18 protein-coding genes and 1 pseudogene are annotated in these 26,142 nt (G+C 71.9%); 11 read left to right on the forward strand and 8 right to left on the reverse strand.

All coding sequences use genetic code 11. The features are described 5' to 3' along the window. Positions 1 to 416 (forward strand): annotated as a pseudogene (locus AB0M79_RS23935) (hypothetical protein); the annotation flags it as partial. A gap of 72 nt (positions 417 to 488) precedes the next feature. Here AB0M79_RS23935 and AB0M79_RS23940 read toward each other — a convergent pair. Together AB0M79_RS23940 and AB0M79_RS23945 are read right to left on the reverse strand one after the other, a co-directional pair. After that, on the reverse strand, positions 489 to 1,472 hold the full coding sequence (locus AB0M79_RS23940; RefSeq protein ID WP_364217516.1) for an alpha/beta hydrolase: 984 nt from the start codon (positions 1,470 to 1,472) through the stop codon (positions 489 to 491). Positions 1,473 to 1,511: 39 nt separating this feature from the next. Further along, on the reverse strand, positions 1,512 to 2,336 hold the full coding sequence (locus AB0M79_RS23945; RefSeq protein ID WP_364217518.1) for a class I SAM-dependent methyltransferase: 825 nt from the start codon (positions 2,334 to 2,336) through the stop codon (positions 1,512 to 1,514). Positions 2,337 to 2,508: 172 nt separating this feature from the next. On the opposite strand from AB0M79_RS23945, the gene AB0M79_RS23950 reads away from it, so the two are divergent. From AB0M79_RS23950 to AB0M79_RS23970, 5 genes are read left to right on the forward strand one after another with little or no spacing between them, the layout of a single operon-like run. After that, the gene (locus AB0M79_RS23950) at positions 2,509 to 4,131 is read left to right on the forward strand and encodes an AMP-binding protein (protein ID WP_364217520.1); all 1,623 of its coding nucleotides are present in this window, start codon (positions 2,509 to 2,511) and stop codon (positions 4,129 to 4,131) included. A gap of 7 nt (positions 4,132 to 4,138) precedes the next feature. Continuing rightward, complete coding sequence (locus AB0M79_RS23955; protein ID WP_364217522.1) at positions 4,139 to 4,417, forward strand: acyl carrier protein; 279 nt, start codon at positions 4,139 to 4,141, stop codon at positions 4,415 to 4,417. Between the two features lies 1 nt (position 4,418). Further along, positions 4,419 to 4,967, forward strand: a complete 549-nt coding sequence (locus tag AB0M79_RS23960; protein ID WP_364217524.1) for a flavin reductase family protein — start codon at positions 4,419 to 4,421, stop codon at positions 4,965 to 4,967. Positions 4,968 to 4,996: 29 nt separating this feature from the next. Then, the gene (locus tag AB0M79_RS23965; protein WP_364217526.1) at positions 4,997 to 6,202 is read left to right on the forward strand and encodes a cytochrome P450; all 1,206 of its coding nucleotides are present in this window, start codon (positions 4,997 to 4,999) and stop codon (positions 6,200 to 6,202) included. A gap of 13 nt (positions 6,203 to 6,215) precedes the next feature. Beyond that, positions 6,216 to 7,076, forward strand: a complete 861-nt coding sequence (locus tag AB0M79_RS23970) for an alpha/beta hydrolase (RefSeq protein WP_364217528.1) — start codon at positions 6,216 to 6,218, stop codon at positions 7,074 to 7,076. A 27-nt stretch (positions 7,077 to 7,103) separates the two neighbouring features. Here the strand turns inward: AB0M79_RS23970 and AB0M79_RS23975 are convergent, their stop codons facing one another. The 3 genes from AB0M79_RS23975 to AB0M79_RS23985 form a co-directional block, all read right to left on the reverse strand. Further along, positions 7,104 to 7,691 carry a TetR family transcriptional regulator gene (locus tag AB0M79_RS23975; RefSeq protein WP_364217530.1) on the reverse strand — a complete coding sequence of 196 codons (588 nt, stop codon included), beginning with the start codon at positions 7,689 to 7,691 and terminating at the stop codon, positions 7,104 to 7,106. A gap of 201 nt (positions 7,692 to 7,892) precedes the next feature. Continuing rightward, positions 7,893 to 8,354, reverse strand: a complete 462-nt coding sequence (locus tag AB0M79_RS23980) for an SRPBCC family protein (RefSeq protein WP_364217532.1) — start codon at positions 8,352 to 8,354, stop codon at positions 7,893 to 7,895. 16 nt (positions 8,355 to 8,370) lie between these two features. Beyond that, positions 8,371 to 9,231 carry an enoyl-CoA hydratase-related protein gene (locus tag AB0M79_RS23985; RefSeq protein ID WP_364217534.1) on the reverse strand — a complete coding sequence of 287 codons (861 nt, stop codon included), beginning with the start codon at positions 9,229 to 9,231 and terminating at the stop codon, positions 8,371 to 8,373. 119 nt (positions 9,232 to 9,350) lie between these two features. Here AB0M79_RS23985 and AB0M79_RS23990 point away from each other — a divergent pair, with 119 nt between their 5' ends. Genes AB0M79_RS23990 through AB0M79_RS24000 form a run of 3 tightly spaced genes read left to right on the forward strand, consistent with a single transcriptional unit; the run spans position 9,351 to position 12,110 of the window. Continuing rightward, positions 9,351 to 10,589, forward strand: coding sequence for an aminotransferase class III-fold pyridoxal phosphate-dependent enzyme (locus AB0M79_RS23990; RefSeq protein WP_364217536.1), 1,239 nt, complete (start codon positions 9,351 to 9,353; stop codon positions 10,587 to 10,589). Further along, on the forward strand, positions 10,586 to 11,611 hold the full coding sequence (locus tag AB0M79_RS23995) for an SDR family oxidoreductase (RefSeq protein ID WP_364217538.1): 1,026 nt from the start codon (positions 10,586 to 10,588) through the stop codon (positions 11,609 to 11,611). Before AB0M79_RS23990 ends, AB0M79_RS23995 begins: the two co-directional genes overlap by 4 nt. A 25-nt stretch (positions 11,612 to 11,636) precedes the next feature. After that, on the forward strand, positions 11,637 to 12,110 hold the full coding sequence (locus AB0M79_RS24000) for an SRPBCC family protein (RefSeq protein ID WP_364217540.1): 474 nt from the start codon (positions 11,637 to 11,639) through the stop codon (positions 12,108 to 12,110). Between the two features lie 57 nt (positions 12,111 to 12,167). On the opposite strand, the gene AB0M79_RS24005 is transcribed toward AB0M79_RS24000, so the two are convergent. Then, entirely contained in the window at positions 12,168 to 17,720 is a 5,553-nt protein-coding gene (locus AB0M79_RS24005) for a type I polyketide synthase (RefSeq protein WP_364217542.1), read from the reverse strand. Between the two features lie 86 nt (positions 17,721 to 17,806). Here AB0M79_RS24005 and AB0M79_RS24010 point away from each other — a divergent pair, with 86 nt between their 5' ends. After that, positions 17,807 to 19,447, forward strand: coding sequence for a fatty acyl-AMP ligase (locus tag AB0M79_RS24010; protein ID WP_364217544.1), 1,641 nt, complete (start codon positions 17,807 to 17,809; stop codon positions 19,445 to 19,447). A gap of 23 nt (positions 19,448 to 19,470) precedes the next feature. Then, positions 19,471 to 21,888 carry a hypothetical protein gene (locus AB0M79_RS24015; protein ID WP_364217546.1) on the forward strand — a complete coding sequence of 806 codons (2,418 nt, stop codon included), beginning with the start codon at positions 19,471 to 19,473 and terminating at the stop codon, positions 21,886 to 21,888. A gap of 48 nt (positions 21,889 to 21,936) precedes the next feature. Here AB0M79_RS24015 and AB0M79_RS24020 read toward each other — a convergent pair whose 3' ends face one another. Both AB0M79_RS24020 and AB0M79_RS24025 read right to left on the reverse strand, forming a co-directional pair. Next, on the reverse strand, positions 21,937 to 24,063 hold the full coding sequence (locus AB0M79_RS24020) for an MMPL family transporter (protein ID WP_364217548.1): 2,127 nt from the start codon (positions 24,061 to 24,063) through the stop codon (positions 21,937 to 21,939). A gap of 98 nt (positions 24,064 to 24,161) precedes the next feature. After that, positions 24,162 to 25,886 (reverse strand): class I adenylate-forming enzyme family protein, encoded by a 1,725-nt coding sequence (locus tag AB0M79_RS24025; RefSeq protein WP_364217550.1) that lies wholly within the window; start codon positions 25,884 to 25,886, stop codon positions 24,162 to 24,164. Positions 25,887 to 26,142 lie beyond the last annotated feature (256 nt).

The following is a 26,142-nucleotide window of genomic DNA, read 5'->3' on the forward strand; positions in this document are numbered from 1 at the left end:
GGTTGGGGGCGTTGCGGCAGGTGAGGCGGGTGTTGAGGCCGGGTGGGCGGGTGGCGATCACGGATATTCTGGATCGCGCGCCGGCGCCGGCCACCCTTCAGCGGGCCGTGAGCGACCTCGATGAACACGCGTCCGATCACGGGTTCTCGCCGTTGATGGCCAAGCCGATCCGGTTGGCGGACTACGAGTCCCTGTTGGAACAGGCCGGTCTGATCCCCGTCGAGCTGACGGACGTCACCGAGCACACGGTGTTGCGTACGCTCGCCTGCATGGAGCAGAAGCTGGCCGACGACCGGGCCGAGCTGGTGCGGAAGTTCGGCGAGCGGGTCGTGGCGCAGTACGAGAGCGTCCTCCCGCTCCTGAAGTCGGCCGGCTTCGGCTACGGCATCATCGTCGCGACCGCGCCGGAGCGGTAGACGCCGCGGACGCGAAAGCGAGCACATGCCAGCGGGTTCGGTGGCATGTGCTCGCTGCGCACTGTCCGGCAGTCAGTAGCCGTACTCTCCGGCACCCAGCAGGCGGGTGAGCCAACTGTCCACCGCGGCCTGCGCCAGGCGGGCCACCTCGGTGTGCCCGGCCATCATGGCGAAACCGTGGAAGCCGCCGGCCCAGATGTGCAGTTCGGCCTGACCACCGGCGGCCCAGATCCGGCTCGCGTAGTCCACCACCTCATCGCGGAAGACCTCGGCGGAACCGGCATCGAGGTACGCCGGCGGCAGCCCGCCGAGATCGGCGGCGCGGGCGGGCGCGGCATACGGCGGGACGTCCGCGCCACCCCGGGCCGTGCCGAGCAGCGCGGTCCAGCCGAACAGGTTGTCTGCCCGGCTCCAGAGACCCGCGCCGTCGTACTGACGGGTGGAGGTGGTGGCGTCGCGGTCGTCGAGCATGGGGCACATCAGCAGCTGGCCGATCAGACCGGGGCCGCCCCGGTCACGAGCCATCAGGGCGGTCCCGGCCGCGAGTCCGCCGCCGGAGCTGCCTCCCGCGATGATGATGCGCGACGCGTCGATGCCGATCTCCGCGGCATGGTCGACGATCCAGCACAGGCCCGTGTAGCAGTCCTCGACGGGCGCCGGGTGCGGATGTTCGGGCGCGAGCCGGTGCTCCACGGACACGACCGTGACGCCGAAACGCTCCACCCAGCGCGGAAAGGCCCGTGCGCCCAGATGCCGGTTCCCGGCCACCATCCCGCCGCCGTGGACGTGGTAGATGCAGGGCGCCGGCTCGCCACGGCCGGGCCGGCGGACGACCGAGAGCGTGACGTCGGGTGCGCCCGCGGTGCCGGGTGCCGTCATCTCGACGTGTTCCAGCCCGGTGCCCTCGATGACGACACCGATCGGCGTGTACATGGCCGCGGCACGGGCGCGTACGCCTGGCAGGGTCTCGGCATCGAGGGGCGGGGGTGGATCGGCGAGCACGGTATCGAGGATCTTCTGGAGTTCCGGGTCGTAGGGTGGTCGTGCGCGGGTCATCGCGGGCCTTTCCATCGGTGTGGGCCGGAGATGCCGAGGTCAGGGCGTGCCCGTGCGGGTCGCCGCGACGACCATCGTGTTGTACCGCATCGTGAAGCCGCCGCCCCGCGCCTCGATGGCCGCCCCCACGCCGGCGACTACCTCTTGCAGCCTGGCCGGTGGAAACTGGCTGTGGTCGCCCTGGGTCGGCAGCTGGTCCAACCACTCCGCGCGGGTGTACCTCCGTTCCCAGCCGACCTGCCACTGTTCCGGCTCACCGAAGGCGCCGGCCTGCCGGATTCCGTCGGCGGCCCGGGCGCACAGCATCGCGTACGCCGCCGAGCTTTCCGGCTTCCACAGGCCGGCGGCGAGCGAGTCCGGCATCACCCGGCGGTATACCGCGGCGAAGGCTTCCGTCAGCTCGCGGGGCGGTTGTTCCACGTTCCAGAAGACGGCCAGCCGTCCGCCCGGTTTCAGCGCCTGTGCCGCCTTGGCGGCGCCGGCGACCGGATCCACCCAGTGCCAGGTCTGCCCGGAGACGATGGTGTCGACCTGTCGGCCCGCGGGATCCCACGCCTCGAAGGTGGCCACCTCGACGTCGAGCCCGTCCCGGCGCGCGAACTCGGCCATCCGCACGTCCGGTTCGACACCGAGCATCGCGCACCCGGCCGCGCGGAACTGCCGGGCGACTATGCCGGTGCCGCAGCCGACGTCGATCATCCGGGGTCCGGGGCTGGCGGCGACGATTCGCTCCACCATGGCCCTGGGGTAGTGGGGACGGGCGCGGTCGTAGCGTTCGGGATCCGTGCCGAACGACTCCGCGACGGTGCGGAGCTGACGAAGGTCGGGTTGTGGAGCGGTTCCGCGTTCCGATGAAGTGGGCACGTGCCCACGCTAATTTACGCGGGTCCGCCGGTCAATTGATTCCGGGCGGCATCGCCGCCCGTGATATTCAGCGCGGGAGCGTAGCACACCCCTCTTCCGGAATGTACCCCCGTCAAATCAGGGATTGTTGCGACCGGAGCCGTGCGGCAATGTGACTTCCGTATTCGCGGCTATGCGCCTCGTGGCGTATCCACGCCGACCTCGGCGTGCAAGTCTCACGCCCGAACCGGGTGGCCGAAGATTGGGAGACCCGATGTCCTGGATGGCGCACCTTCTGGAAAGGGGCCGGCAGTGGCACGGTGACCGTATCGCGGTGATCGACGGCCACCGGCACGTCACCTACGCCGCGCTGGATCGGCGCACCGACGGCTTGGCGGCCGCATTTCTGGCGATGGGTGTGGAGCCCGGTCATCGCGTGGTGGTGATCTCCCACAATCGTCTGGAAGTACTCGAAACCTATTTCGCGCTCGGGAAAATAGGAGCAATCGCGGTTCCCGTCCACTACGGAGCGGTCCCGGACGAGGTGGCGGCCATGGTGAAGGAATGCGGCGCCGCCGCGATCGTCGGCGAGGCGGATCTCGTACGGCGCGTACCCGGCACTTCCGACTGTTTCAGCCTGACGTTCGGGAGCGCCGAATACGACGGGGCCGTCACCGGTGATACCGAGTCGTCGACGCACCGGGTCACCGAGGACGAGCTCATGTTCATCCTGCACACCTCGGCGACCACCGGCCGGCCCAAGGGGGTATGCGTCGATCACGGCTCGCTCCGCTCGGTGACCCAGGCCTACCTGGCCGACGTCCGGCCCGACGACGACGTCGTCTTCCTGCACTGCGGCCCGCTGTCGCACGGGGCGATGGTGCTTCCGCTGGTCTACATGGCGGCCGGCGCCACGGTCGTGCTCATGCGGATGTTCACCCCGCCCGAATGCCTCGCCGTGATCGGCCGGGCCGCGGTGACGCATCTGTTCCTGGTGCCGGACATGCTCCGGTTCATCCTGCAGTCCACTGGGCTCAGGCAGGCGACGCTGACCTCTCTTCGCGAAGTCATCTACGCGGCGGCCCCGATGCCGCGCCCGCTGCTCCTCGAAGCCCGGGCCGCGCTCGGCTGCGACTTCCGCCAGGTCTACGGCATCACCGAGGGCGGTGGACCGGTGGCGACCCTCGCACCGTCGGAACACGACTACCGCCCGGGAGAGGCCCGGGGCGCAGCGGCGTCCGTGGGCCGGGCGATCCTGGGCACCGTCATCAGGCCCCGAACCGACACGAACCACGGGGCACCCTCCGGTCGCATCGGAGAGTTGTGGGTGTACGGCCCCGGTGTCATGCGTCGGTACTGGGATGATCCCGCCGCCACCGACGAGGCGATGCGCGACGGCTGGGTGCGTACCGGCGACCTCGGAACGGTCGACGAGGGCGGGTACGTCCACCTCAGCGGCCGGGTGAAGGACGTGATCATCCGTGGTGGCCAGAAGATCTTTCCCGCGGAGGTCGAACAGGCGCTCCTCGGCCATCCCGCGGTACGCGAGGTCTGTGTGGTCGGGGCACCGAGCGAGCAGTGGGGCGAGGTTCCGATCGCCTATGTCGTCGCATCCGGCGCCGCCGACGGGTTGGTCGCCTCGCTACGAGAGTTGAGCCGCGAGCGTCTCGCCTCGTACAAGCGCCCGGTCGAGTACGAGATCGTCGCGGCGCTCCCGCGAAACGCCGCCGGAAAGGTCACCCGACGGGAGCTTCGCGCGCAGGCCGCCGGCTACGCCGAGCAGCTCTCCGAGCCCGAGCCCCGCAGTGAAGGATGACGTCACGATGAGCGCCCAGAGCGACGAGCTGGAGAAAGCCGTCACGCGTTTGCAGTCGATGTTGAGGGATGTGTGGGATGAGTGCCCTCCGGATCTGGAGGCCGCAAGTGGGGTGTCCCTGCTGGACCTGGGAGTCGACTCCCTCACCCTGGTGACCCTGCTGGACCGGGTGGAACGGGAATTCCATGTGACGTGGGACGCCGACGATCCGCCCGGCGCCGACAGTTCGTTGCGGACCCTTGCCCGCCTGGCGGTAGGGGCCGGGCCGCACGGCGTGGTGCCCTGACATGGCCGCTGACGTGGAGTCCAGTGACGAGATCCTCGCCGCTCCCGGTCCGCGACGCCGGGTGCGCCGACACGTGGCCGCGGACGACTATCGGCTGTTGATGAGTTCGTTTCCGACCGGCGTCGCGGTGGTGACCAGCATCGGAGCGGACACGTCGCCGCGCGGGGCCACCTGCTCCTCGCTGAGCAGCGTCACGCTAGCGCCGCCGACACTGCTGGTCTGTCTCACGACACGCAGCAGCACCCTGGAGGCGATCAGGGCACGCGGTTGTTTCGCGGTGAACCTGCTGCATGCGCGGGCACGACGTACCGCGGAGGTCTTCGCGTCCCCGGTCGACGATCGCTTCGCCCACGTCCGATGGCAACCGACTGCGGCAGAGGGCCTTCCCTGGCTGGTGGCGGACGCGCTCGCCGTCGCCGAGTGCACCGTCGCCGGCCTTTTCCCCATCGGCGATCACATGGTCGTGATCGGCGAGGTGACCGCCGTGGAGATCTCGTCGGATGTGCCGCTGCTGTACGGGATGCGGCAGTTCTCCGTATGGACGGGCTGACGAATGCTACCGAGAGGTGTATCACCGCGATGACCGCCACCGAGCGAGGCGTCGGACTCGCCGACCAGTCTCCCGACACCGAGGCGATACTCGCCTGGTTCCGGCGGATGCGAACGCACGAACCTGTCAGCCACGACGAGGAGGCCGGCGTCTGGCATGTGTTCGGCTACACCGACGCGGCGCGGGTACTGGACGACGCGACCAGTTTCTCCTCCGACTTCAGCCCGCTGATGCCGGCCCAGGAGGACGTCGACCGATTCATCAAGGGAAATGTCCTGCGGAAGGATCCACCCCAGCACCGCAAGCTGCGCACCCTGGTCAGTAAGGCATTCACCCCGCGTACGGTCGCCCGGTTGGCGCCCCGCGTCGCCGCTGTCACGGACGATCTGCTGGAGGCGATGAGCCGCGAGCCGCGGGTCGAGATGATCTCCGAACTGGCGTACCCGCTGCCGGTGACCGTGATAGCGGAGTTGCTGGGCATACCGGTCGAGGACCGTCCGCTGTTCGGGCGTTGGGCTGACGGGCTGGTCGGACCGGAAAGCCAGACGAGCTTCATCCCGAACGCGCGACGCCTGGAGTCCATGGCGGTGGTCATGCGGGACATGAACGCGTACTGCCTGGACCACATCCGGCGGCGTCGCCGCCGGCCGCAGGACGACCTGACCAGCAAGCTCATCGCCGCCGAGGTGGACGGTCAACGTCTGGACGACGAGGAGATCGTCGGGTTCGTGGGCCTGCTGCTGCTCGCGGGCCACATCACCACCACGGTGCTGCTGGGCAATGCGATCCTGTGCCTGCACGAGCAGCCGGACGCCGCCGCGGCGCTGCGCGCCGATCCCGGCGCGCTACCCACGGCGATCGAAGAGGTGTTGCGGTACCGCACGCCGCTGGCGCCGGCGATGCGCCGGACCACCCGGCCGGTCCGGTTGGGCGATCACACCGTGCCGGAGGGGCAGATGGTCCTTTCCTGGCTGGCCTCGGCGAACCGGGATGAACGGCAGTTCCCCGAGCCCGATCGGTTCGACGTGCGGCGCGAGCCCAACGCACACCTCAGTTTCGGTCACGGTATTCACTTCTGCGTCGGTGCTCCCCTGGCCCGCCTGGAAGCCCGGATCGCTCTGGAGAGGATGCTGAGCCGCTGGCGCGAGTTCTCGGTCGGCCCCGGAGTCGAATTCCACGACGCCCGGGGGATCTTCGGGGCGCGGCGGATCCCGCTCTATGTGCGCTGGGCGTAAGGCGGGAGGCCAGGTGACCGCAGGCAAGGGGTTCGACATGGCAACCGCCGGCGTGACGTCGCATTTCCTGGAAGTGCCCGGCGCGCGCCTGCACTACGACGTCCGGGGCACCGGACCGCTGCTTGTGCTGAACGGCGTGCCCATGGGCACCAAGGGCTTCGCGGCGATGGCGCCGCTGCTCGCCGACGACTACACGGTTGTCACCTACGACCCGCGCGGCATGTTCCGCAGTACGGTCGAGGACCCGGCCCAGGAGACGACACCGGAGTTGCTGGCCGATGATCTCCACCGGCTGGTGGCGAACCTCGACGCCGGCCCGGCGCATCTGTTCGGCAGCAGCGGCGGCGCGGTGACCGGTCTCGCACTGGTCGCCCGGCACCCCGACCAGGTGCGTACGTTCGTCGCGCACGAGCCGCCCTTGGCCGAACTGCTGGCGGACAGGGAGCAGCTACGGGCGGCGACCGGCGAGGTCTGCGAGGTCTACGTCAATGACGGCCGGGAGGCGGCGCTGAAGAGGTACACGGTCATGACCGGCATCGACCGGTTCTCGCAGCCGCCGCGCCATCTGCAGAGCACCGCGGAGTTCACCGAACCTGTCGACGTGCGGGCGGTCCTCGACCGGTTCTTCCGGCATCTTCTCCGCCCGACCGCCTGCTACCGGCCCGACCTGGCGGCACTGCGGAGCGCATCCACCCGCATCGTGGTGGCCGCCGGCACGACGTCGAGAGGTCAGCTGGCCCACCGGGCCGCGGTGGCGCTTGCCGCCGAACTCGCCGTGCCCCTCGTCGACTTCCCTGGCGACCACACCGGCTTCCAGAGCGAGCCGGAGGCTTTCGCCGACGGCCTCCGCCGTGTGCTCTCCGCGACGCCGTGAGGAGCCACGACGCTGTCCGGAGAACGGTTACTGCACGACGCCGGCGATGACCGTGGTCACCACCTTGTGAACGGCCGCGTGCTCCGGTGGGTTGCCCTCACGGCCGGCGAAGAGCAGATGTCCCGCCCCGATCAGCGTGGGCGCGAGGGTGTTGACGTCGGCGTCGGCCGCTATGCGGCCCAGCTCCCGTTCGGCGGTGAGGTAGGAGGCGATCATGGCCGTGGCTTCGGTCAGGAGGGGGATACCGGTCGGCCGGTTCTTGCGCAGCCGGGCCCGCAGCTCATCGCGGGAGATGACCAGACTGATGATCGCCACGGCGACCGACCCGAAGAGGTCGATCAGGGCGCCGGTCAGGTTCTCGGTGACGGTGCCGATGCCCGCCCGGCCGCGCAGCGCTGCGCCCTGTCCGTCCAGGCGGGTGATGCGGTCCTCGACGAGTTGGGCGAGGAAGGCGTCGAAATCGGTGAAGTGTCGATGCAGTACGCCCTTGGCGACCCCTGCCTCGGTGGTGACCGCCCGGCTGGTCAGCGCATTTGCTCCATCCCGCAGCAGGACCCGCTCGGCGGCGTCGAACAGTTGGTTGCGCGCGTCCCGGATAGCTATCCCCGTCGGCATCCGGCAACCTCCTTCCTCTGCTCGGCCTTCCTCTGGTCGGCCCTCCAGCCGTGAGTGGGCAGGTGCCCGCTAGGATGGCTGTAGGTCGACTATACCTCTGGTCAAGGGCTCAGTTCCCTGGCGGCAGCGTCGCTGTGGTGCCGTGAGCTGCGGGGCGTCGGCGGACCACGCGCCTGTGCCGGGGGCGGAACGGGACGTCGGTCAGTGGCCCTCGACGTCGTCCTTGAGTCGGGTGAGCGTCTGCCGCATCCCTTCACGGTTGGCCGCCGGCCGGACCTTGGCCACCTTGCCGGTGAAGATCCGGCCGAGCACCATGGCCGCCCGGTTGCGCCGGTCGTGCCAGTACTCGGTCACCTCGGTGCCTCCGTCAGCCGGGGTGAACCGGTAGCCCCAGCGGGCGACCGGCTGGCCGAAGGCGGTGACGTCGAAGGCGAACTCGCGGCCGGGCTCCGCGACGACGACCCGTCCGGTGGTGAACCAGAGGAACGGGCCGCGCCGGTTCCAGCCGACGAAGCGGCTGGGGCGGCCGCCGTTGCGGGCGGTCACCCAGATCGCGAAGCACTCCGGGCTCCACCGGGTCATCCGCCGCAGGTCGGCGACGGCGGCATAGACGGTCTCGGTCGGCGCCGCGACGGTGATCCGCTCCGCGAGTTCCTCGATCATCCCGCCACCGTAGGCGTCATTCGCTGTCACGGCGAGCCCTCGACCCGTTTTCCCAGGGTAGGTAGCCGGGCAGGTCGGTGCTGACCCGGCCCGGGAACGCGGGCTCCCGGCGTTGCCGGAAGGAGTCGAAGCCCTCGCGGGCGTCGGCGCTGTCCAGGCTGTCGGCGGCGAGCCGGGAGTCCAGGCGCTGCACCGGGTACGGCGAGTCCAGGGCGCTCATCCGGTAGAGCAGCTGCCGGATGACGGCGACGGAGACGGGTGCGGTGGTGGCGATGATGGTGCGGGCGAGCTGGTATGCCTTGTCCAGAAGCTGCTCCGGCTCGTGGACACTGTGGACGAGGCCGGCGTCGAGCGCCTCGGCGGCGTCGAAGGCCCGCCCGCTGATCATCCAGTCCAGGGCGCGGCCCATCCCGACCAGCCGGGGCAGGAACCAGGCGGAGGCGCCCTCGGCGTAGATGCCGCGCCGGCTGAAGACGTACCCGAACCGGGCGTCGGTGGCGGCGAGCCGGTAGTCGGCGGGCAGGACGATGGTCGCGCCGGCGCCGACGGCCGCACCCCGGATGGCGGCGATGACCGGCTTGTTCATCGTGTAGATGCGCATCGAGCAGCGGCCGGCGGGCTCGTCCCACTCCCCGGCATCACCGTCGGCGGGCGTGTCGAACTCCGATATGGACAGGTCGAGGCCGGCGCAGAAGTGTTCGCCGGCGCCGGTGAAGACGACCACGCGTACGTCGTCGTCGTGGTCCGCCCGGTCGAAGGCGTGTGCCAGTTCGTCGGCCATCCGTACGGTGTAGCCGTTGCGGGTATCGGGCCGATTCAGCGAAATCGTCGCAATCCGGTCCGCGACCCCGTACGTGATCTCGCTGTACGCATCCACGCCGGAAACCATAGATCGCCGGTGGCCGGGCGGCAATCGTCGGTCCGGGGCGGCCGTGCGCCAAGCTTCTTTCGGGCCGTGACCTTGCCGGCTGAAGATCGTTCGGGCAGACTTCCGCCGTGTCCACCGATGTCCTCGATCTCTACCGCCGGCACCTCAGCGACGGGCAGGGCCGCGTGGCCGCGATGCTCAACACGCCGCTGGAGGTCGGTGCCACCGGCTCCGTCGTGCACACTGAGGACGGCCGTGACCTGCTGAACTGCGGCGGCTACGGCGTCTTCTTCGTCGGCGCCGGCCACCCGCGGGTGCTGGCCGCCGTGCGTGACCAACTGGAGCGGCAGGCACTGTCCACCCGGGTGCTGCTCAACGAGCCGGCGGCCCGGGCGGCCGCGGCACTGACCTCGGTGGCGCCGCCCGGGCTGTCCAAGGTGCACTTTTCCAACTCGGGTGCCGAGGCGGTGGAGACCGCCATCAAGATCGCCCGGGCGAACGGGCGGCGCCGGCTGGTCTCCATGCACAGTGGCTACCACGGCAAGACGACCGGGGCGCTGTCGCTGACCGCCCGCGCGCTCTACCAGGATCCGTTCCGGCCGCTGCTGCCGCAGGTCGGACATGTCCGGTTCGGCGACCTGGCCGGCCTGGCCGACGTCGTCGACGGTGAGACCTGCGTGGTCGTGGAGCCGGTGCAGAGCGAGGGCGGGGTGATCATTCCCGAGCCGGGCTACCTCGGTGCGGTCGCCGCGCTCTGCCGCGAACGCGGCGCCCTGCTGGTCCTCGACGAGGTGATGACCGGGCTGGGCCGGCTCGGCACCTGGTGGGGCGCAGACCGCGACGGCGTACGGCCGGATCTGCTCCTGGTCGGCAAGGCGCTCAGCGGCGGGCTGGTGCCGGTCGCGGCGACGCTGGCGACCGCCGAGGTGTTCGCCCCGTTCGACAAGGATCCCTACCTGCACACGTCGACGTTCTCCGCCAACCCGCTGGCGATGGCGGCGGTCCGGGCGACCGTCGAAGTGATCCGCGACGAGGGGCTGGTCGACCGGGCCGCGGGGCTGGGCGGCCGGCTGCTCGCGGCGCTGACCGATTCGGTACGCAGGATCGGGCACCTGGTCGCCGAGGTGCGCGGCGCCGGGCTGCTGATCGGCGTGGAGTTCCGCGACGGGCAGCACGCCGCCGAGTTCCTGATGGACCTGCTCGACAACGACGTGGTGGTCAACCACTCGATGAACGCCCATCCGGTGCTGCGGCTGACCCCGCCGGCCACGATGACCGCGGCCGACGAGGAACGCCTGACCGCCTCCTTCGACCGCGCCTGCGCCGCGCTCGCCAAGCGCTTTCCGGCCCCGGGCGTAGCCGGATGAGCGGCCGTACGGTGCTGGTCACCGGCGCCAGCGGCGTCGTCGGCACCGCGGTGTTGCCCGAGCTGGCCGACTACGACGTGATCGCCGGGGTGTTCCGGCGGCTGCCGACCGGCTCGGACCGGGCGGTCCGGCTCGACCTGCACGCCCCGTCGCTCGGGCTGGACCGGCGCGCCTACCGGGAACTCTGCGCCGAGGTCGACGTCGTGATCAACTCGGCGGCGATCGTCAACTTCTCCGCCGACCAGGCGGAGGTCGACCGGCTCAACATCGAGGGCCTCGGCCGGGTGATCGAGTTCGCCGCCGAGGCGGACGCCCTGCTGATGCAGGTGAGTACGGCCTACGTGGCGCGGCACGGCAAGGCCGGCGGCGGCGAGCGCCGGGGCACCGAAAAGGGGTCGGCGCGGACCGACGAGTACGTGGCCTCGAAATACCTCGGCGAGGTGATGGTCCGCGACAGCGGCCTCGACCACGTCATCGTCCGGCCGGCGATCGTCATCGGCGACTCGACGACCGGGGTGATCCGGCAGAACCAGGCGGTGCACACACTGGCCGAATACCTGCTGACGGGCCGGCTGCCGTTCATCCCGGCACACCCGGGCACCTTCTTCGACCTGGTCCCGCAGGACCTGGTCGCCAAGGGCATCCGCGCGGTGCTCGACGCCGACCTGCGCGCCGGAGAGTTCTGGTTGACCGCCGGTCCGGCCGGGGTGCCGGTCGAGCGCTACCTCGAACTGGTCACCGAGACCGGCCGGGAGTGCGGGTTGGACGTCCCGGCGTCCCGGGTCGCCGATCCGTCGATCGTGGACCGGCTGGTCCGGCCCGCGTTCGCGGACGTGCTGCCGGCGGAGGACCTGGCCCGGTTGGACTCGGTGGTGGCGGTCTGCGGCCTGGTCATCATCCCGGAACTGTTGCCGACGTCCTTCGGCGCGCTGCCCGGCGGTCCGGCCGCCCTGACGCCCGCCGAGGTCGAGGACGCCTGGCGACGCTCGATCCGCGAACTGATCCGCGGCCTGCAAAAGTGATCATCTACCCGACTGAGGAGCCACGATGGAGTGCTCGGTCGTCGTGCACGCGCTGCTACCCGGCGCCGACGCCCAACGGACGTTCGACCGGCTCGCCGACTTCGGCGCGTACCCGGAATTCACCGATGCCGTACGGACGGTCGCGGTCACCAAACTCTCCCCGACCCAGGTCGAGTCGGCGTGGGAGGTCAACTTCCGTAAGGGCATCCTGGTCTGGACCGAGCGCGACGACATCGACGCAGTGGCCCGGCGGATCGACTTCGCGCAGACCAAGGGCGACTTCTCGGTCTTCACCGGCTCCTGGCTGGTGGTCGAGGAGGGCGACGTGGTCCGGGTGGAGTTCGCCAGTCGGTTCGACCTCGGCATCGCCTCGCTGGCCAGCCTGATCGACCCGGTGGCCTGCGCGGCGCTGCGGGACGCGGTCGGTGACATCCTGCGCGGGCTGTTCGGCGCGGACATCGAGATCGACGCGGTCGAGGCGGCCCCGGTCGCCGTCTAGGTTCCCGAGCCGGCCCGTGCCGGTGCGGCCCGCTGGCCGCACCGGCGTGGGTCGCGGTCAGTCGATCAGGTCGTAGAAGTCGTCCTTCGACGCATCGATCTTGTCGCCGCTGGCGTCCACGAGGGACATGAGCCGGCCGAGGGCGTCGGCCACCCGCTTGCGGGACACCCCGTCCATCGCCAGGTGGGACAGGTCGGACTCCAGCCGGCCCAGATCCTCGAGCACCCCGAGCGCGGACGCGGCCCGCTCCGGCACCAGTTCGCCGCGCAGGTAGGCGACCAGTTCGTGCACGCCGGGGTGGTCGAAGACCAGGGTCGCCGGCAGGGTGAGTTTGGTGACGGCGGCCAGCCGGTTGCGCAGCTCGACCGCCGTCAGCGAGTCGAAGCCCAGCTCGGGCAGGCTCCGCGCCGGATCGAGATCGGCGCTCGACCGGTGGCCCAGCACCAGCGCGACCTCGGTGAGCACCAGCTCGCGCAGCACCCGGTCCTGCTCGGCCGGATCGAGCCCGGGCAGGGTACGGGCCAGGTCCGGACCGTCCGACCGCGCCGCGCCACCGCCGGCACCGCCAGCCAGACCCGGCTCCGCGGCGACCGGGGCCCCGCCGGCGGGCTGCGCCGGCAGCAGGTCGTGCAGCAGGCTCGGCAGCAGCCGGCGGTCCTGCCCCCGCAGCAGGGTCAGGTCCAGGTCGGCGAGGACCGGCAGCGGCGGGTTCGCCGCCAGCGCCCGGTCCAGCAGGGCCAGGCCGGCCTCCGCGGACAGTGGTGCGAGCCCGGCGCGGCGCATCCGGCCCAACCCGGCGGCGCCGACCTGGTCGGCCATCCCACCCGGCAGTTCCCACAGCCCGAAGGCCAGCGACTGCGCCGGCAGGCCCTGCGCGCGCCGGCGGGCGGCCAGCGCGTCGAGGTAGGCGTTTGCGGCGGCGTACCCGGCCTGGCCCGGCGAGCCGAACAGGCCGGCGGCGGAGGAGAAGAGCACGAACGCGGCGAGGTCGAGGTCGCGGGTCTGCTCGTGCAGGTGCCACGCGCCGGTCGCCTTCGGCCGCAGTACGGCCGCGATCCGCTCCGGCGTCTGCGTGGCCACGACACCGTCGTCGAGTACGCCGGCCAGGTGCAGCACCGCCGTGAGCGGGTGCTCCGCCGGAACGCCGGCGAGCAGCCCGGCGACCGCCGCCGGATCGGCGATGTCGCAGGCGACGACGCGTACCGAGGCGGCGCCCAGCGCGTCGAGTTCGGCGGCGAGGTCGGCGGCGCCCGGGGCGTCGGGGCCGCGCCGGGAGGTCAGGAGCAGATGCCGGGCCCGCCCGTGCTCCAGCAGGTGCCGGGCGACGAGCCGGCCGAGGGCACCGGTGCCGCCGGTGATCAGCACGGTGCCGGCCGGGTCCCAGGACGCGCCAGGGGTGGCAGCGGCGCCGCCTTCCCGCAGGCGGGGCACCAGCACGTCGCCGCCGGCGAGCGCGACCTGCGGCTCGTCGCCGGCGCCGGCCGCGGCGAGCGCCGCCGGCGGGACGGGGGCGTCGCCGATCACGTCGATCAGCGTCACCCGGCCCGGATACTCCGACTGCACCGTGCGGAGCAGCCCGCACGCCGCCGCGTGGCCGAGGTCGGCCGGCGCTTCGCCGGTGGCGCCCCGGGTCACCACCGCCAGCCTGGCGGCGGCGAACCGTTGATCGGTCAGCCAGCGCCGCGCCAGCTCGAGGGCGGCGGCGACCGCCCCGGCCGGCTCGTCGCCGCCCGGGGGCAGGGCGGCGAAGACCACGTCGGGCACCGCGGCGTCGGCCGGCAGCTCGTCGAGCCACGTGATCGCGGCGTCGCCCCCGGTCGATGTCCCGGCTCCCGCGTCGTACGGCACCCAGCACAGTTCGTACGTGCCGTCCGGCGGCCGGGCGGCGGCCAACTGGTCGGGATCGACGGGACGCAGGGCGAGCTGGCGGATCGAGGCGACCGGCGCGCCGGTCGGGTCGGCGAGCATCACCTCGATCCCGTCGCCGGTGCGGGTCAGCCGGGCGCGGACGGCGGCGGCGCCCCGGGCGTGCACCTGCAGCCCGGTCCAGGAGAACGGCAGCGCCAGCTGGTCGTCGGCGTCGGCGCGCAACCCGAGGGCGTGCAGTGCCGCGTCGAGCAGGGCCGGGTGCAGCAGGAACCGGTCCGCCGTCCCGGCCGCCTCGGGCGGTAGCGCGACGTCGGCGAACGTCTCGACACCGCGCTGCCAGGCACGGCCCAGGCCCTGGAAGACGGGCCCGTACTCGTAGCCGGCCGCGCGCAGGTCGGCGTAGCAGTCGGCGGTGGACAGGTCGGCGGCGCCGGGCGGCGGCCAGATCCGCAGCCGGGTGGCGTCGCTGTCCCGGACCGGGGCGACGGTGCCGGTGGCGTACCGGGTCCAGGTGCCGCCGGCCGGGCGGGCATGGACGGCCAGCGGCCGGGCGCCGTCGGCGCCGGGCTCGGCGACGACGATCCGGGTCTGCACCGCGCCGGTGTCGGGCAGCGTCAGCGGCGCGTGCAGCAGCAGTTCGGCGACCTCGGGGCAGCCGGCCCGGTCACCGGCGGCGGCCGCCAACTCGGCGAGCAGCGCGCCGGGTACGACGACGGTGCCGCGGATCCGGTGGTCGGCGAGCCACGGCTGGGCGGCCAGCGACAGCTCCCCGGCGAACATCAGCCCGGGGCGCCCGGCGGCGGCCGGCAGCTCGACGGGCTCGCCGAGCACCGGCCGGGTCGGCGGGGTGAGCCAGTACCGCCGGCGCTGGAACGGATAGGTGGGCAGCTCGGCGCGCGGTGCCGGGCCGACGACGGCGGACCAGTCGACGGCGACGCCGAGCGTGAACAGCCGGGCCAGCGCGTGCGTGAACGACTCCGGCTCGGCGCGACCGGTCCGCAGCAGCGGCACGGCGACCGGTCCGGTCGCGGCGTCGGGGGCGTCGCCGGCCGAGTCCAGCACCATGGCCGACAGCGCGCCACCGGGGCCGACCTCCAGGAACCGGGTCACGCCCTGGGCGGCGAGCCACCGCACGCTCTGCGCGAAGCGCACCGGCTGCCGGACGTGCCGGGTCCAGTGCCCGGCGGTGAACTCCTCGACCGGTTCACCGGTCTCGTTGCCGACGACAGGTAGCCGCGGCGCGGCGTGTTCGACGCCTTCGGCCAGGGCGCCGTACTCGGCGAGCATCGGCTCCATCAGTGGCGAGTGGAACGCGTGGCTGACCCGTAGCCGGGTGGTCTTGCGACCCTGCCCGGCGAAGGCGTCGACGAGCTGGTCCACCTCGGCCGCCGGCCCGGCGACGACGACGGCGGTCGGCCCGTTGACCGCGGCGATGCCGGTCTGCCCGGCCGGGTCGAGCAGCGCCTCGACCTCGTGCGGGGCGGCCTGCAGGGCGGCCATCGCCCCGCCGGCCGGCAGGGCCTGCATCAGCCGGGCCCGGCCGGCGACGAGGCGGGCGGCGTCGGCGAGGGAGAGCACGCCGGCCACGTGGGCGGCGGTCAGCTCGCCGATCGAGTGGCCGAGCAGGTAGTCGGGGCGTACCCCGGCGCGTCGCAACCGGCGGTAGAGGGCGACCTCGACAGCGAAGAGCGCGGGCTGGGTGTAGCCGGTCTGGTCGAGCAGGTCCGGCTCGTCGTCGATGACGATCCGCAGCGGGCGGTCGAGGTACGGGTCGAAGGCGGCGCAGACCTCGGCCAGGTCGGCGCCGAACTCCGGGTCGGCGGCGGCGAGTTCGCGGCCCATGCCCTGCCGCTGCGCGCCCTGGCCGGGGAAGACGACGGCGAGTTTGCCCTCGGCGACGGTGCCGGTCACCACCGCCGGGTGCGGCCGGCCGGCCGCCAGGTCGGCGAGGCCGGCGGGTTCGAGCACGACGGCCCGGTGCGCGAACGCGGTGCGGGCGGCGGTCGCCACGGCCACCTCGGGCAGCGGCTGCTCCGGCCGGCGACGCAGGTGGCTTTCGAGCTGGCGGGCCTGCTCGCGCAGCGCGGGCGCGGTGCGCGCGGAGAGCACCAGCGGCGCCGGGCCGGGCCGCGCCGGGGCGGGGGAGGGGGCCGGCGGCGCCTCCTCGATGATGACGTGCGCGTTGGTGCCGCTGATGCCGAACGACGACACGGCGGCGCGGCGTGGTACGGCCCCGGCCGGCCAGGGCTGGGCGTCGGTGAGCAGCCGCAGCGGGCCGGCGGACCAGTCCACGAACGGGGTCGGCTCGTCCACGTGCAGGGTGCGGGGCAGCCGCTCGTGCCGCAGCGCGAGCGTCATCTTGATGACCCCGGCGACACCGGCCGCCGCCTGGGTGTGCCCGATGTTCGACTTGACCGAGCCGAGCCAGAGCGGCCGTCGCCGGTCCGGGCCGTACGCGTCGAGCAGGGCCCGGGCCTCGATCGGGTCGCCGAGCCGGGTCCCGGTGCCGTGTGCCTCGACGACGTCCACATCGGCCGGTCGCAGCCCGGCGTCGGCGAGCGCGTCGGCGATCAGCCGCTGCTGGGACGGCCCGTTCGGCGCGGTGAGCCCGTTCGACGCCCCGTCGGAGTTGACCGCGCTGCCACGCAGGATGGCCAGCACCGGCCGGCCGTGCCGGCGGGCGTCGGAGAGCCGTTCCAGGACGAGTACGCCGGCTCCCTCGGCCCACCCGGTTCCGTCGGCCGCCGCCGCGAACGGCTTGCACCGGCCGTCGGGAGCCAGGCCGCGCTGGCGGCTGAACTCGGTGAAGACCAGCGGCGTTCCGATCACGGTCACCCCGCCGGCCAGGGCGAGCGAGCACTCGCCCGCCCGCAGCGAGCGGGCGGCCAGGTGGAGCGCGACCAGCGACGACGAGCAGGCGGTGTCGACCGACAGCGAGGGCCCCTCCAGGCCCAGCGTGTAGGACACCCGGCCGGAGACGACGCTCGACGCGTTGCCGGCCAGCAGGAAACCGGCGACGTCGGGCGGGATGGCGCCCAGCCGGGGCGCGTAGTCGGCGCCGATGACACCGGTGAAGACGCCGGTGCGGCTGCCGCGCAGCCGGTGCGGGTCGATGCCGGCCCGCTCCAGCGCCTCCCAGGTGGTCTCCAGCATCAGCCGCTGCTGCGGGTCGGTGGCGAGCGCCTCGCGTGGGGAGAGTCCGAAGAATCCGGCGTCGAAGTCACCGGCGCCGTAGAGGAAGCCGCCGTGCCGGGCGTAGGTGGTGCCGGGATGCTCCGGGTCCGGGTGGAAAACGTCCGGGTCCCAGCCACGGTCGATCGGGAACGCGCCGATCCCGTCGTGCCCCTCGATGAGGTTCGCCCAGAATTCGTCCGGAGTGGACGCATTGCCAGGAAAGCGGCACGCCATCGCCACGATCGCGATCGGGTCGGCCGACGGGTCGGGACCGGCGGAAGCGCCGGCTACCGGGGCCGGCGCTGCCGCGGCGGCGGGCGGATTCGTCCGTGCGGCCAGGTATCCGGCCAAAGTGGCCGGATTGGGATAGTCGAAGGCCAGCGTGCCCGCCAACTCCAGGCCGCTCGCGTCAGCCAGCCGTTCGGCGAGTTCCAACGCGCTCAGCGAGTCGAAGCCGAGTTCGGCGAACGCGCCGTCCGGGGGCACGTCCTCGGGTGCGCGGCCGAGCACCGCGGCCACCTCGGCGCGGACGACATCCAACCATTGCTGCGTCTCGCGGTCACCCACGACTGCCACCTTCCGGCGTGATCATCCACCCTTGGTTTCCGGCATGTTACTGCCTAGGCTGTCGTCATGATCGTGACTGGACCGACGTGAGCCGTTTCGTAGAGGCAATGGTCGACGCCGCCGCCCGATCGCGACGCGGCATGGTCACCGGGGCACCCGCGGCACCCTCGCGGCGCACCTGGGGACAGCTACACACCGCCGCCACGCGCACCGCGGCGGCGCTGGTCGAGAGTGGACTCTCGGCCCGCCAGGCGGTCGCGATCCTCGCCGGCGAGCCGGTGGACGTCGCCCGCGTCGTGCGGGCCACCTGGCTGGCCGGCGGCAGCGTCACCATGCTGCACCAGCCGACGCCGCGGACGGATCTCGCCGCCTGGGCCGAGGACACGGTGCGCGTACTGCGCATGATCGACGCGCGGCTGGTGCTGCTCGGCGCGCCGTTCGAGGCGATGGCCGCCGTCCTGGACGCGCAGGGCATCGCCTACCGGATGATCTCCGACCTGGACAGTGACCGGGAGTTCGAGATCGTGCCGGCCGCCGAGACCGACACCGCGCTGCTGCAGCTGACCAGTGGCTCGACCGCCGAGCCGAAGGCGGTCCAGATCAGCCACGGCAACCTGTACGCCAACGTCTCCGACACGATCGCGCACATCGAGTGCGGCGACGACGACGTGATGGTCACCTGGCTGCCGCTCTTCCACGACATGGGCATGGTCGGCTGCCTGGTCGTGCCGATGGTCTCCGGCTTCGAGCTGGTCAGCGTCACCCCGCCGGAGTTCCTGCGCCGGCCACTGCTGTGGGCCGAACTGATGACCGAGTACGGCGGCACGATCACCGCCGCGCCCAACTTCGCGTACGCGATCCTGGCCCGCCAGCTCGCCCGCGCCGAGGCCGGATCCCTGGACCTGTCCCGGATGCGGATCGCGTTCAACGGCGCCGAACCGATCGACCCCGCCTCGGTGGAAGCCCTGACCACGGCCGGCGCCCGCTTCGGGCTGCGTCCGACGGTGATCAACTGCTGCTACGGCGCCGCCGAGAGCGCCCTGGTCATCTCGCTCTCACCGCTCGGCGACCCGATGGTCCTCGACACCGTCGACGCACTCGAACTGGAGAAGAACCGGCGCGCGGTGCCGGTCACCGGCGAACCCACGGGCGCCGTACGCCGGCTGCCGCTGCTCGGCCCCGCCTTCCCGAGCGTCGACGTCCGGGTCGTCGACGAGTCCGGCGCCGAACTCGGCGACCGCGAGGTCGGCCGGCTGCAACTGCGCGGCGAGTCGGTCACCGCCGGCTATCTCACCGAGCAGGGGCCGGTCGCGGCCCTCGACGAGGACGGCTGGCTCGAGATCGGCGACGAGGGCTACCGCGTCGACGGCCAACTCGTCGTCTGCGGCCGGGCCAAGGAGGTCATCATCATGGCCGGCCGCAACATCTACCCGACCGACATCGAGCGGGCGGCCGCCACCGTCGACGGTGTGCGGACCGGCAACGTGGCGGCGGTCCGGATGCTGGCCGGCGACGGCGTGGACCGGGAATCGTTCGCGGTACTGGTCGAGTCGCGCCTGGCCGGTGACGCCGACGCCGAGCGGAACCTGCGCGACGCCGTGGTCAACCGGGTCGTCGCCGAGATCGACGCCCGGCCGGCCACCGTCGTGGTGCTGCCCCCCGGGTCACTGCCGAAGACCCCGTCCGGCAAGCTGCGCCGGTCGGCGGCCCGCACCCTCGTCCCCTGACCCGATCCGAAGAGGAATTTTCGATGCGTTCACTCGATCAGGCCCGGACCCTGTGCGAGTCGTACCTGCCGGGCCTGATCGACGGGCTCACCGAGCTGCCGTTCGACCGGCGCGAGGCGCCGGGCGGCGCCACCCTGCCGGTCTTCCGTAACGCGGGCGGCCCCGGTCTGGTGATCCCCAAGGACTACGGCGGGCTGGGCGCCACCCCGCTGGACGCCGTCCGGGTCACCCGGGCGATCGGCTCGCTCGCGCCGTCGCTCGCGGTCGCCACCACCATGCACCACTTCTCGGTGGCGACGCTGTTCACCTTCGCCGAGAGCATCAAGAACTCCGGCATGGAGTGGGCGCTGCTCGAGGCGATCACCAGCCGCAACCTGCTGGTCTCCTCCGGGTTCGCCGAGGGCCGCCCGGCACAGGGCATCCTTGCCCCCACCATGACCGCCACCCCGGTCGAGGGCGGCTACCGGATCAACGGGTCCAAGAAGCCGTGCAGTTTGACCCACTCGATGGACCTGCTCACCGCCAGCGTCTCGGTGCCGGCCAGCGACGGCGGGACGCAGACGGCGTTCCTGCTGATGCCGGCGACGCTGCGCGGGATCAGCCGGCATCCGTTCTGGGGGAGCAGCGTGCTCGCCGGGGCGGAGAGCGACGAGATCCGGCTGACCGACGTCTTCATCGAGGACGAGCTGGTCATCCCGACCGAGAACGGTCCGGACGGGATGCTCGACGACCTGCAGACCGTCGGGTTCATCTGGTTCGAGCTGCTGATCACCGCCTCCTATCTCGGCATGGCCAGCGCGCTCGTCGAGCGCGCGCTGACCGCCGGAAGGGGCGGGACCACCGAGCGGGCCGCGCTCGCGACCAGGCTGGAGACCGCCACCCAACTGATCGAGGGAGCGGCCCGCGCGCTGATGGCGGGCGAGACGGACAGTGGTGCCCTGGCCCGGGTGCTGATGGCCCGGTACGGCGCCCAGGACGCGCTCACCGACGCCGCCCAGCGGGCCGTCGAACTGCTCGGCGGGATGTCCTTCATCGGCTCCCCGGACGTGGCATACCTGATCGCGGCCTGCCAGTGTGTCGCGTTCCATCCGCCGTCGCGCGGCAGCGTCGCGGCGTCGCTGCTCGACTACGTGGACGGGACGGGTCCGTTCATCTTCTCCGACACGCGGCCGGCCGACCCGACCCCGACCGCGCCGCGCCCCGCCGACCCGGCACGGTCGACCGCCCCGGTGCCGACCCAAGCGGTGCCGGCCGAAGCGGTGCCGGCCGAGCCGGTACGGGCCGAATCGGCACCGGACGACTCGGCGCCGGCCGGACCGGCCGTCACCGGGACCGGTCCGGCGGCGGGGGCCGCACGGCCCAGCCCCGAGACCAGGAGTCCGGCCACGGTCACCGTGCCCGCCCCGCGGCAGATGGCGGAGCCGGTGGCCGTCGCGTACGACCCGCAGCCCGTCACGCCGCGCACGGCCGTGCAGACCTCGACCGCGACCGCGAGCGACGCGGCCGACTGGGACCAGGCGATGTCGCTCTTCGACGGGGCCGAGGGGATCCGGCTCACCCCGGCCGACTGCGACCTGCGCTACTGGTTCGCCAACGTGCCGCAACGTACCCTGCGCGGCAACATCGTCGGATATTCCCCCGACCTGGTCACGCCGGACTTCCTGCGCGAGCCGGGGCCGCTGCGGGATGCGCTGGTCCAGGAGGTGGCGTTCCGCGCGCTGGCCGAGGAGCGGGCCGCCCGCGCGATCGGCTACCTGGTGGCGTGCGCACCGGACTCCGCCACGGTCGAGTTCTACGCGACCCAGCTGATGGACGAGACCCGGCACTCCATGATCTTCCGCAACCACCTGCGCAACCTCGGCGTGGACGCGAGCGACGTGGACGCCGTCATCGCCGCGCAGACCGCGACGGACCGGGCGGCGATCCTCGACCCGTTGGAGGAGTTGGGCATCCCGATCGTCCGGGAGCGGCGGGACTTCCTCGGCGGCGTGGTCCTGCTGACGATCCTGATCGAGGGGTTCCTCGCCCCGTCGTTCGAGCTGAGCGAACGCAAGTGGCGGCCGATCGATCCGCGGATGGCGGACATGGAGAAGGGTGCCGGGATCGACGAGGTACGACACCTCGCCGTCGGCACCTCGATCATCCGCGACGCCGTGCACCAGAACCCGGACGAGCGCGACCGGCTCGTGGAGATCATCCGCGAGGGGATGCGGCTGTGGGAGCAGTTGCCGGTCGGTGACCAGCTGACCCGGTGGGAGAACTGGTTCCAGGAGGGCATCGTCCCGCACCACGCGCTGATCGGCGACTACGAGGCCTGGGACGGCCGCCGGCTGGTCGACACGACGGCGCAGGAGCGGATCCAGAAGGCGCTCGAGGTGACCAGCACCGTGCACTCGACCCGGCTCACCGACATGGGACTGGGCCGGGCACTCATCTTCTGAGCAGCGCGTAGGCGGCCGGGGCGGTCCGGGGACCGCCCCGGCCGCGTGTCAGCCGTTCTCGCGGATGCCCCAGCGGCGGTAGAGCGGGCGCAGCGGTCCCGGTAGCCACCAGTTGAGGTCGCCGAGCAGCCGCATGGTCGCCGGCATCAGCAGCGCCCGGACGATGGTGGCGTCGACGATGACCGCGATCGCCAGCCCCACCCCGATGATCTTCACGACCAGCACGCTGGACGTCGCGAACGACACGATGACCACCACCAGCAGCAGGGCCGCGCTGGTGATGATCCGGCCCGAGCGTTGCAGCCCGATCGCCACCGCCTCGGCGTTGTCGCCGGTCAGGTCGTACTGCTCGCGGATCCGGGAGAGCAGGAACACCTCGTAGTCCATGGAGAGCCCGAACGCCACCGCGAAGATCAGGATCGGTTGTACGACGTCGATGTTGCCGGTGGAGGTGAACCGGAACAGGTCGGCGAGGTGACCGTCCTGGAAGATCCAGACCACCGCGCCGAACGCCGCGGTCAGGCTGAGGATGTTCATCAGGATCGCCTTGACCGGCAGGACCAGCGAGCCGAAGGCGAAGAAGAGCAGTACGAAGGTGGTGGCGATGACCAGTAGCGCCATCCAGGGCAGCCGCTCGGCGAGCATGTCCATCAGGTCGGCGAAGCCGGCGGCGTCGCCGCCGACCAGCACCGTTCCGCCCGGCGGCGGCTCGACCGCGCGGACCGCGTCGACCAGTTCCCGCCCCTCGGCGGAGATCGGCTCGACGTCGGACCGGATGGTGATGCGGGCGGTGTCACCCTCGGCGCCGGTGACGTCGGCCCGCCCGACGCCGGGTACGGCGGTCACCCGCTCCAGGTAGCCGGCGAGCTGCTGCTGTCCGGCCGGCTCGCCGACAGGTCCGGCCAGCGTGACGATCGCGTCGGTCGCGCGGGTGACACTGTCCGGAAAGGACTCCTCGAGGGCGACCTGGACCTGCCGGCTCTCGGCGCTGGCCGGCAGCACCCGGGTGTCCAGCCAGCCGTACGAGATCCGCAGGAACGGCAGCCCGAGCAGCACCAGGAGGACGACGACGCTCGTCGCGACCAGGACCGGCCGGCGCATCACGGTCCGGGCGATCCGGGCCCAGGCGCCCGCGTCGGGGTCGGCCGCGGCGGCCTTACGGCGACGGCGTTCCTTCAGCCGCGGGCCGAGCAGGGCGAGCATGGCGGCCATCGCGGTCAGCGAGAAGAAGCCGGCGAGCAGCACCGCCGCCACCCCGCCGATGGCGACGGAGCGCAGGAAGACCTGGGGAAAGACGGCGAGGCTGGCCAGGGCGAGGGCGACGGTGACCGCGGAGACCACGATGGTCCGACCGGCGGTGACCATGGTGCGGCGCAGGGCCTGCGGGACCGTCTGGCCGGTGCCGAGTTCCTCCCGGAACCGGCTGACCATGAACAGGCTGTAGTCGACGGCGAGGCCGAGGCCGAGCAGGGTGACCACGTTGACGGCGAAGATCGAGATGTCGGTGAACTGGGCCAGCAGGCGCAGACCGGCCAGCGATCCGACGATCGCGAGCACTCCGACGAGCACCGGCAGCAGCGCGGCCAGCAGGTTGCGGAAGATCAGGATGAGGAGCAGGAAGAGCACGGGTACGGCGAGCGCCTCGGCGCGGATCAGGTCGGTGCGGCTCTGCGTGTTGACGTCGTCGAAGACGGCGAGCGGCCCGCCGACCGAGACGTCGAGGTCGGGGCTGGTCAACTGCTCCTTGATGGCCAGGAAGTTGGTCAGCCGGTCGTTCTCGGTCGCGCCGGCGACCTGCACCGCCGCGAACGTCGCCCGCTGGTCGGTGCCGACCAGGGTGCTCTCGCCGGTCCGCCAGTAGTCGACCACCCCTTCGATCCGGTCCGGCGGAAGCCGGTCGAGGACGGCCCGGGCCGCGTCCCGGTACGCCGGGTCGGCGACGGTCCAGCGGTCACTGTGGAACAGCACCACCACGTCGGCGTCGTTGCGGCCGAGCCGTTCCCGTTCGGTGTCGGCGGCCCGCGAGCTCTCGCTGGCGGCGTAGGTGAAGCCGCCACCGGCCAGGTCGTCGAAGGCGTTCGCTCCCCAGGCGCCGGCGGCGACCAGGAAGACGGCCGAGGCACCGATCAGCCACCACCGCGCCTGGTGCGCGAGCCGACCGAGCAGGTCCAACATGGGTGTTCCCTTCGCTCGACCGCGTACGGTCGCCGGACCGGCTGTGGCGCCGGCCGCACGGGCCGGCGCCACAGTGGTGTCTCAGTGTTCGGCGGTGCTCAGGTCCAGCGGCCGATGCCGATCGCCTGCGAGCCGGAGAACAGTTGCTCGCGCAGCGCCACCCGGCGGATCTTCCACGTTCCGGTACGCGGGAACTCGTCCCACCGGATCTGGATCGGGTCGGCCATCGGGCCGAGGTCGGCGACCGCGCGCGCCCAGTCCTCCTTGGACAGTGGTACGTCGTCCAGGGTGCTGACCACCGGCACCGGCAGTTCCCCGGCGCGGGGCAGGACGACGACCTCGGTCGTGTATTCGATCCGGTCCAGGATCAGGTCCTCGAACTCGATCGCACTGCCGCCGGGAATCCGGTCGATCTCCCGGTCCACGATCCGTACGGCGCCCCACTTGTTCATGATCCCGAGGTCACCGGTGTTCCACCAGTTGCCGTTGACCTTCAGGTCGTGCCGGTCCTGCTCGCCGACGTAGGCGAGGCACCGGCCCGGCTGGTCGATCTCGATCAGGCCGACCTCGCCACGCGGCACCTCCTTGCCGGTCACCGGGTCGATCGCCCGCATCTTGGCGTGGAACGGCATCGGCCAGCCGATCAACTGGGTCGGCGGCGGCCGGTGCCCCTTGCGCTTGACCACGAAGCGGAAGAACGGCCGGATCGCCAGCGCGCCGTTCTCGGTCTGGCTCCACGACTGGACCCAGATCGGGAACTTGTGCTTCGTCGCGGCCATGAACGTGCGGATGGTCCGGGTGTGGATGGCGTCGAACGAGTTGACGTACTCCCGGACGTTGCTGAACAGGCCGGCGGGGTCGCGGGCCAGTGGCTCCCAGGCGAGGTAGATGTTCGGCAGCGCCTCGACCAGGGTCGGCTTGTGTTCCAGGATCAGTTCCCGGACCCGCGGCGAGAGCGGGTCGGACAGGAAGATCACCTTGGGTCCGATCGCCGCCATCGCGAGCTGCATCGTCGCCAGCCGCTCATGCGTGTACGGGTCGCAGAACGCCACCGTGTCGGTGCGCTTGAGCGCGAACCCGGGCCACCGCTCGACCTCGAGGATCGCCAGCGAATAGATGGACTCGGCGGAGTGCATGACCAGCTTCGGGATGCCGGTGGTGCCCGAGGTGTGGGTGATGACCATCGGCTCGGAGAACTCGCGCATGCTCGGCTGGACCGCGGGCGCGTCCTTGAAGTCGTCGAGCTGCAACACGTCCGGCCGGTCGGCGACCGGGTCGACGCTGATCGTGCGGACCGTGTCCTGCTCGGTCACCTCGGCGGTGATGCCGCACTTCTCGATGTGGTGCCGGTCGGTGAGCAGGAACGGCCGCTCCAGCCGCTTCAGCATCGGGATCATCGCCTCCGGACCGTACGATCCGGAGAACATGCACGGGATGGCGCCGATCCGGGCGATGGCGCACTCGAGGATGACGATGTCCATGTGGTTGGCCTTGAGGACCGCCACCCGGTCCCACGGCCGTACGCCGGCCTGGTGCAACCAGGCCGCGGCCCGGTCGACGAGCGCGGCCCACTCGGTGTAGGTGCGGCTCACCGGCCCGGCCGGGTCGATGTCGAGGGGACGGTCGGCGATGACGAGCTCGTCCGGGGCGGTCTTGGCCGCCACGTGCCAGGTCTCGCCGATCTTGGAGTGCTTGGGTAGCCGGGAGAAAGGACTGAGCCGGCGACGGTAGCGGGTCGGCGTGAAGTGCGTAAGGAAGCGGGGTATGGGCCGCTGCGGCTCGACGCCGTCGCCGGTCGCTGCCTTCTCGGCAGATGAAGTCACGGGATCCTCCGTTCTGCGGGGGCAGAGGAATGTCGGCGGCCCGTCGGTTTTACCGGCAGCCAACTTGCCGGTAACAATAACTAGATCACCCTGTGCAGACCACGGGTGATCGCGATCTTCAAGCTTTGATCGTCGACAACCCACGCCAATGTGGACATTTGTCTCACCGTCCGAATTCGCCGGACGCATCCGCCCTGGCTCGAACCGCCTCGTGGGCAACGCCGTCGATGGATACCGGCGGCTTGCCGAGTGACCC

The organism is Polymorphospora sp. NPDC051019, from assembly GCF_040683055.1.
Classification (GTDB): domain Bacteria; phylum Actinomycetota; class Actinomycetes; order Mycobacteriales; family Micromonosporaceae; genus Polymorphospora; species Polymorphospora lycopeni.

Coding starts and splice junctions, on each gene's coding strand:
- AB0M79_RS23940 (WP_364217516.1), bottom strand. CDS start 1,472: ATGACCCGCGCACGACCACCCTACGACCCGGAACTCCAGAAGATCCTC.
- AB0M79_RS23950 (WP_364217520.1), top strand. CDS start 2,509: ATGCGCCTCGTGGCGTATCCACGCCGACCTCGGCGTGCAAGTCTCACG.
- AB0M79_RS23955 (WP_364217522.1), top strand. CDS start 4,139: ATGAGCGCCCAGAGCGACGAGCTGGAGAAAGCCGTCACGCGTTTGCAG.
- AB0M79_RS23960 (WP_364217524.1), top strand. CDS start 4,419: ATGGCCGCTGACGTGGAGTCCAGTGACGAGATCCTCGCCGCTCCCGGT.
- AB0M79_RS23965 (WP_364217526.1), top strand. CDS start 4,997: ATGACCGCCACCGAGCGAGGCGTCGGACTCGCCGACCAGTCTCCCGAC.
- AB0M79_RS23975 (WP_364217530.1), bottom strand. CDS start 7,691: ATGCCGACGGGGATAGCTATCCGGGACGCGCGCAACCAACTGTTCGAC.
- AB0M79_RS23980 (WP_364217532.1), bottom strand. CDS start 8,354: ATGATCGAGGAACTCGCGGAGCGGATCACCGTCGCGGCGCCGACCGAG.
- AB0M79_RS23995 (WP_364217538.1), top strand. CDS start 10,586: ATGAGCGGCCGTACGGTGCTGGTCACCGGCGCCAGCGGCGTCGTCGGC.
- AB0M79_RS24000 (WP_364217540.1), top strand. CDS start 11,637: ATGGAGTGCTCGGTCGTCGTGCACGCGCTGCTACCCGGCGCCGACGCC.
- AB0M79_RS24015 (WP_364217546.1), top strand. CDS start 19,471: ATGCGTTCACTCGATCAGGCCCGGACCCTGTGCGAGTCGTACCTGCCG.
- AB0M79_RS24020 (WP_364217548.1), bottom strand. CDS start 24,063: ATGTTGGACCTGCTCGGTCGGCTCGCGCACCAGGCGCGGTGGTGGCTG.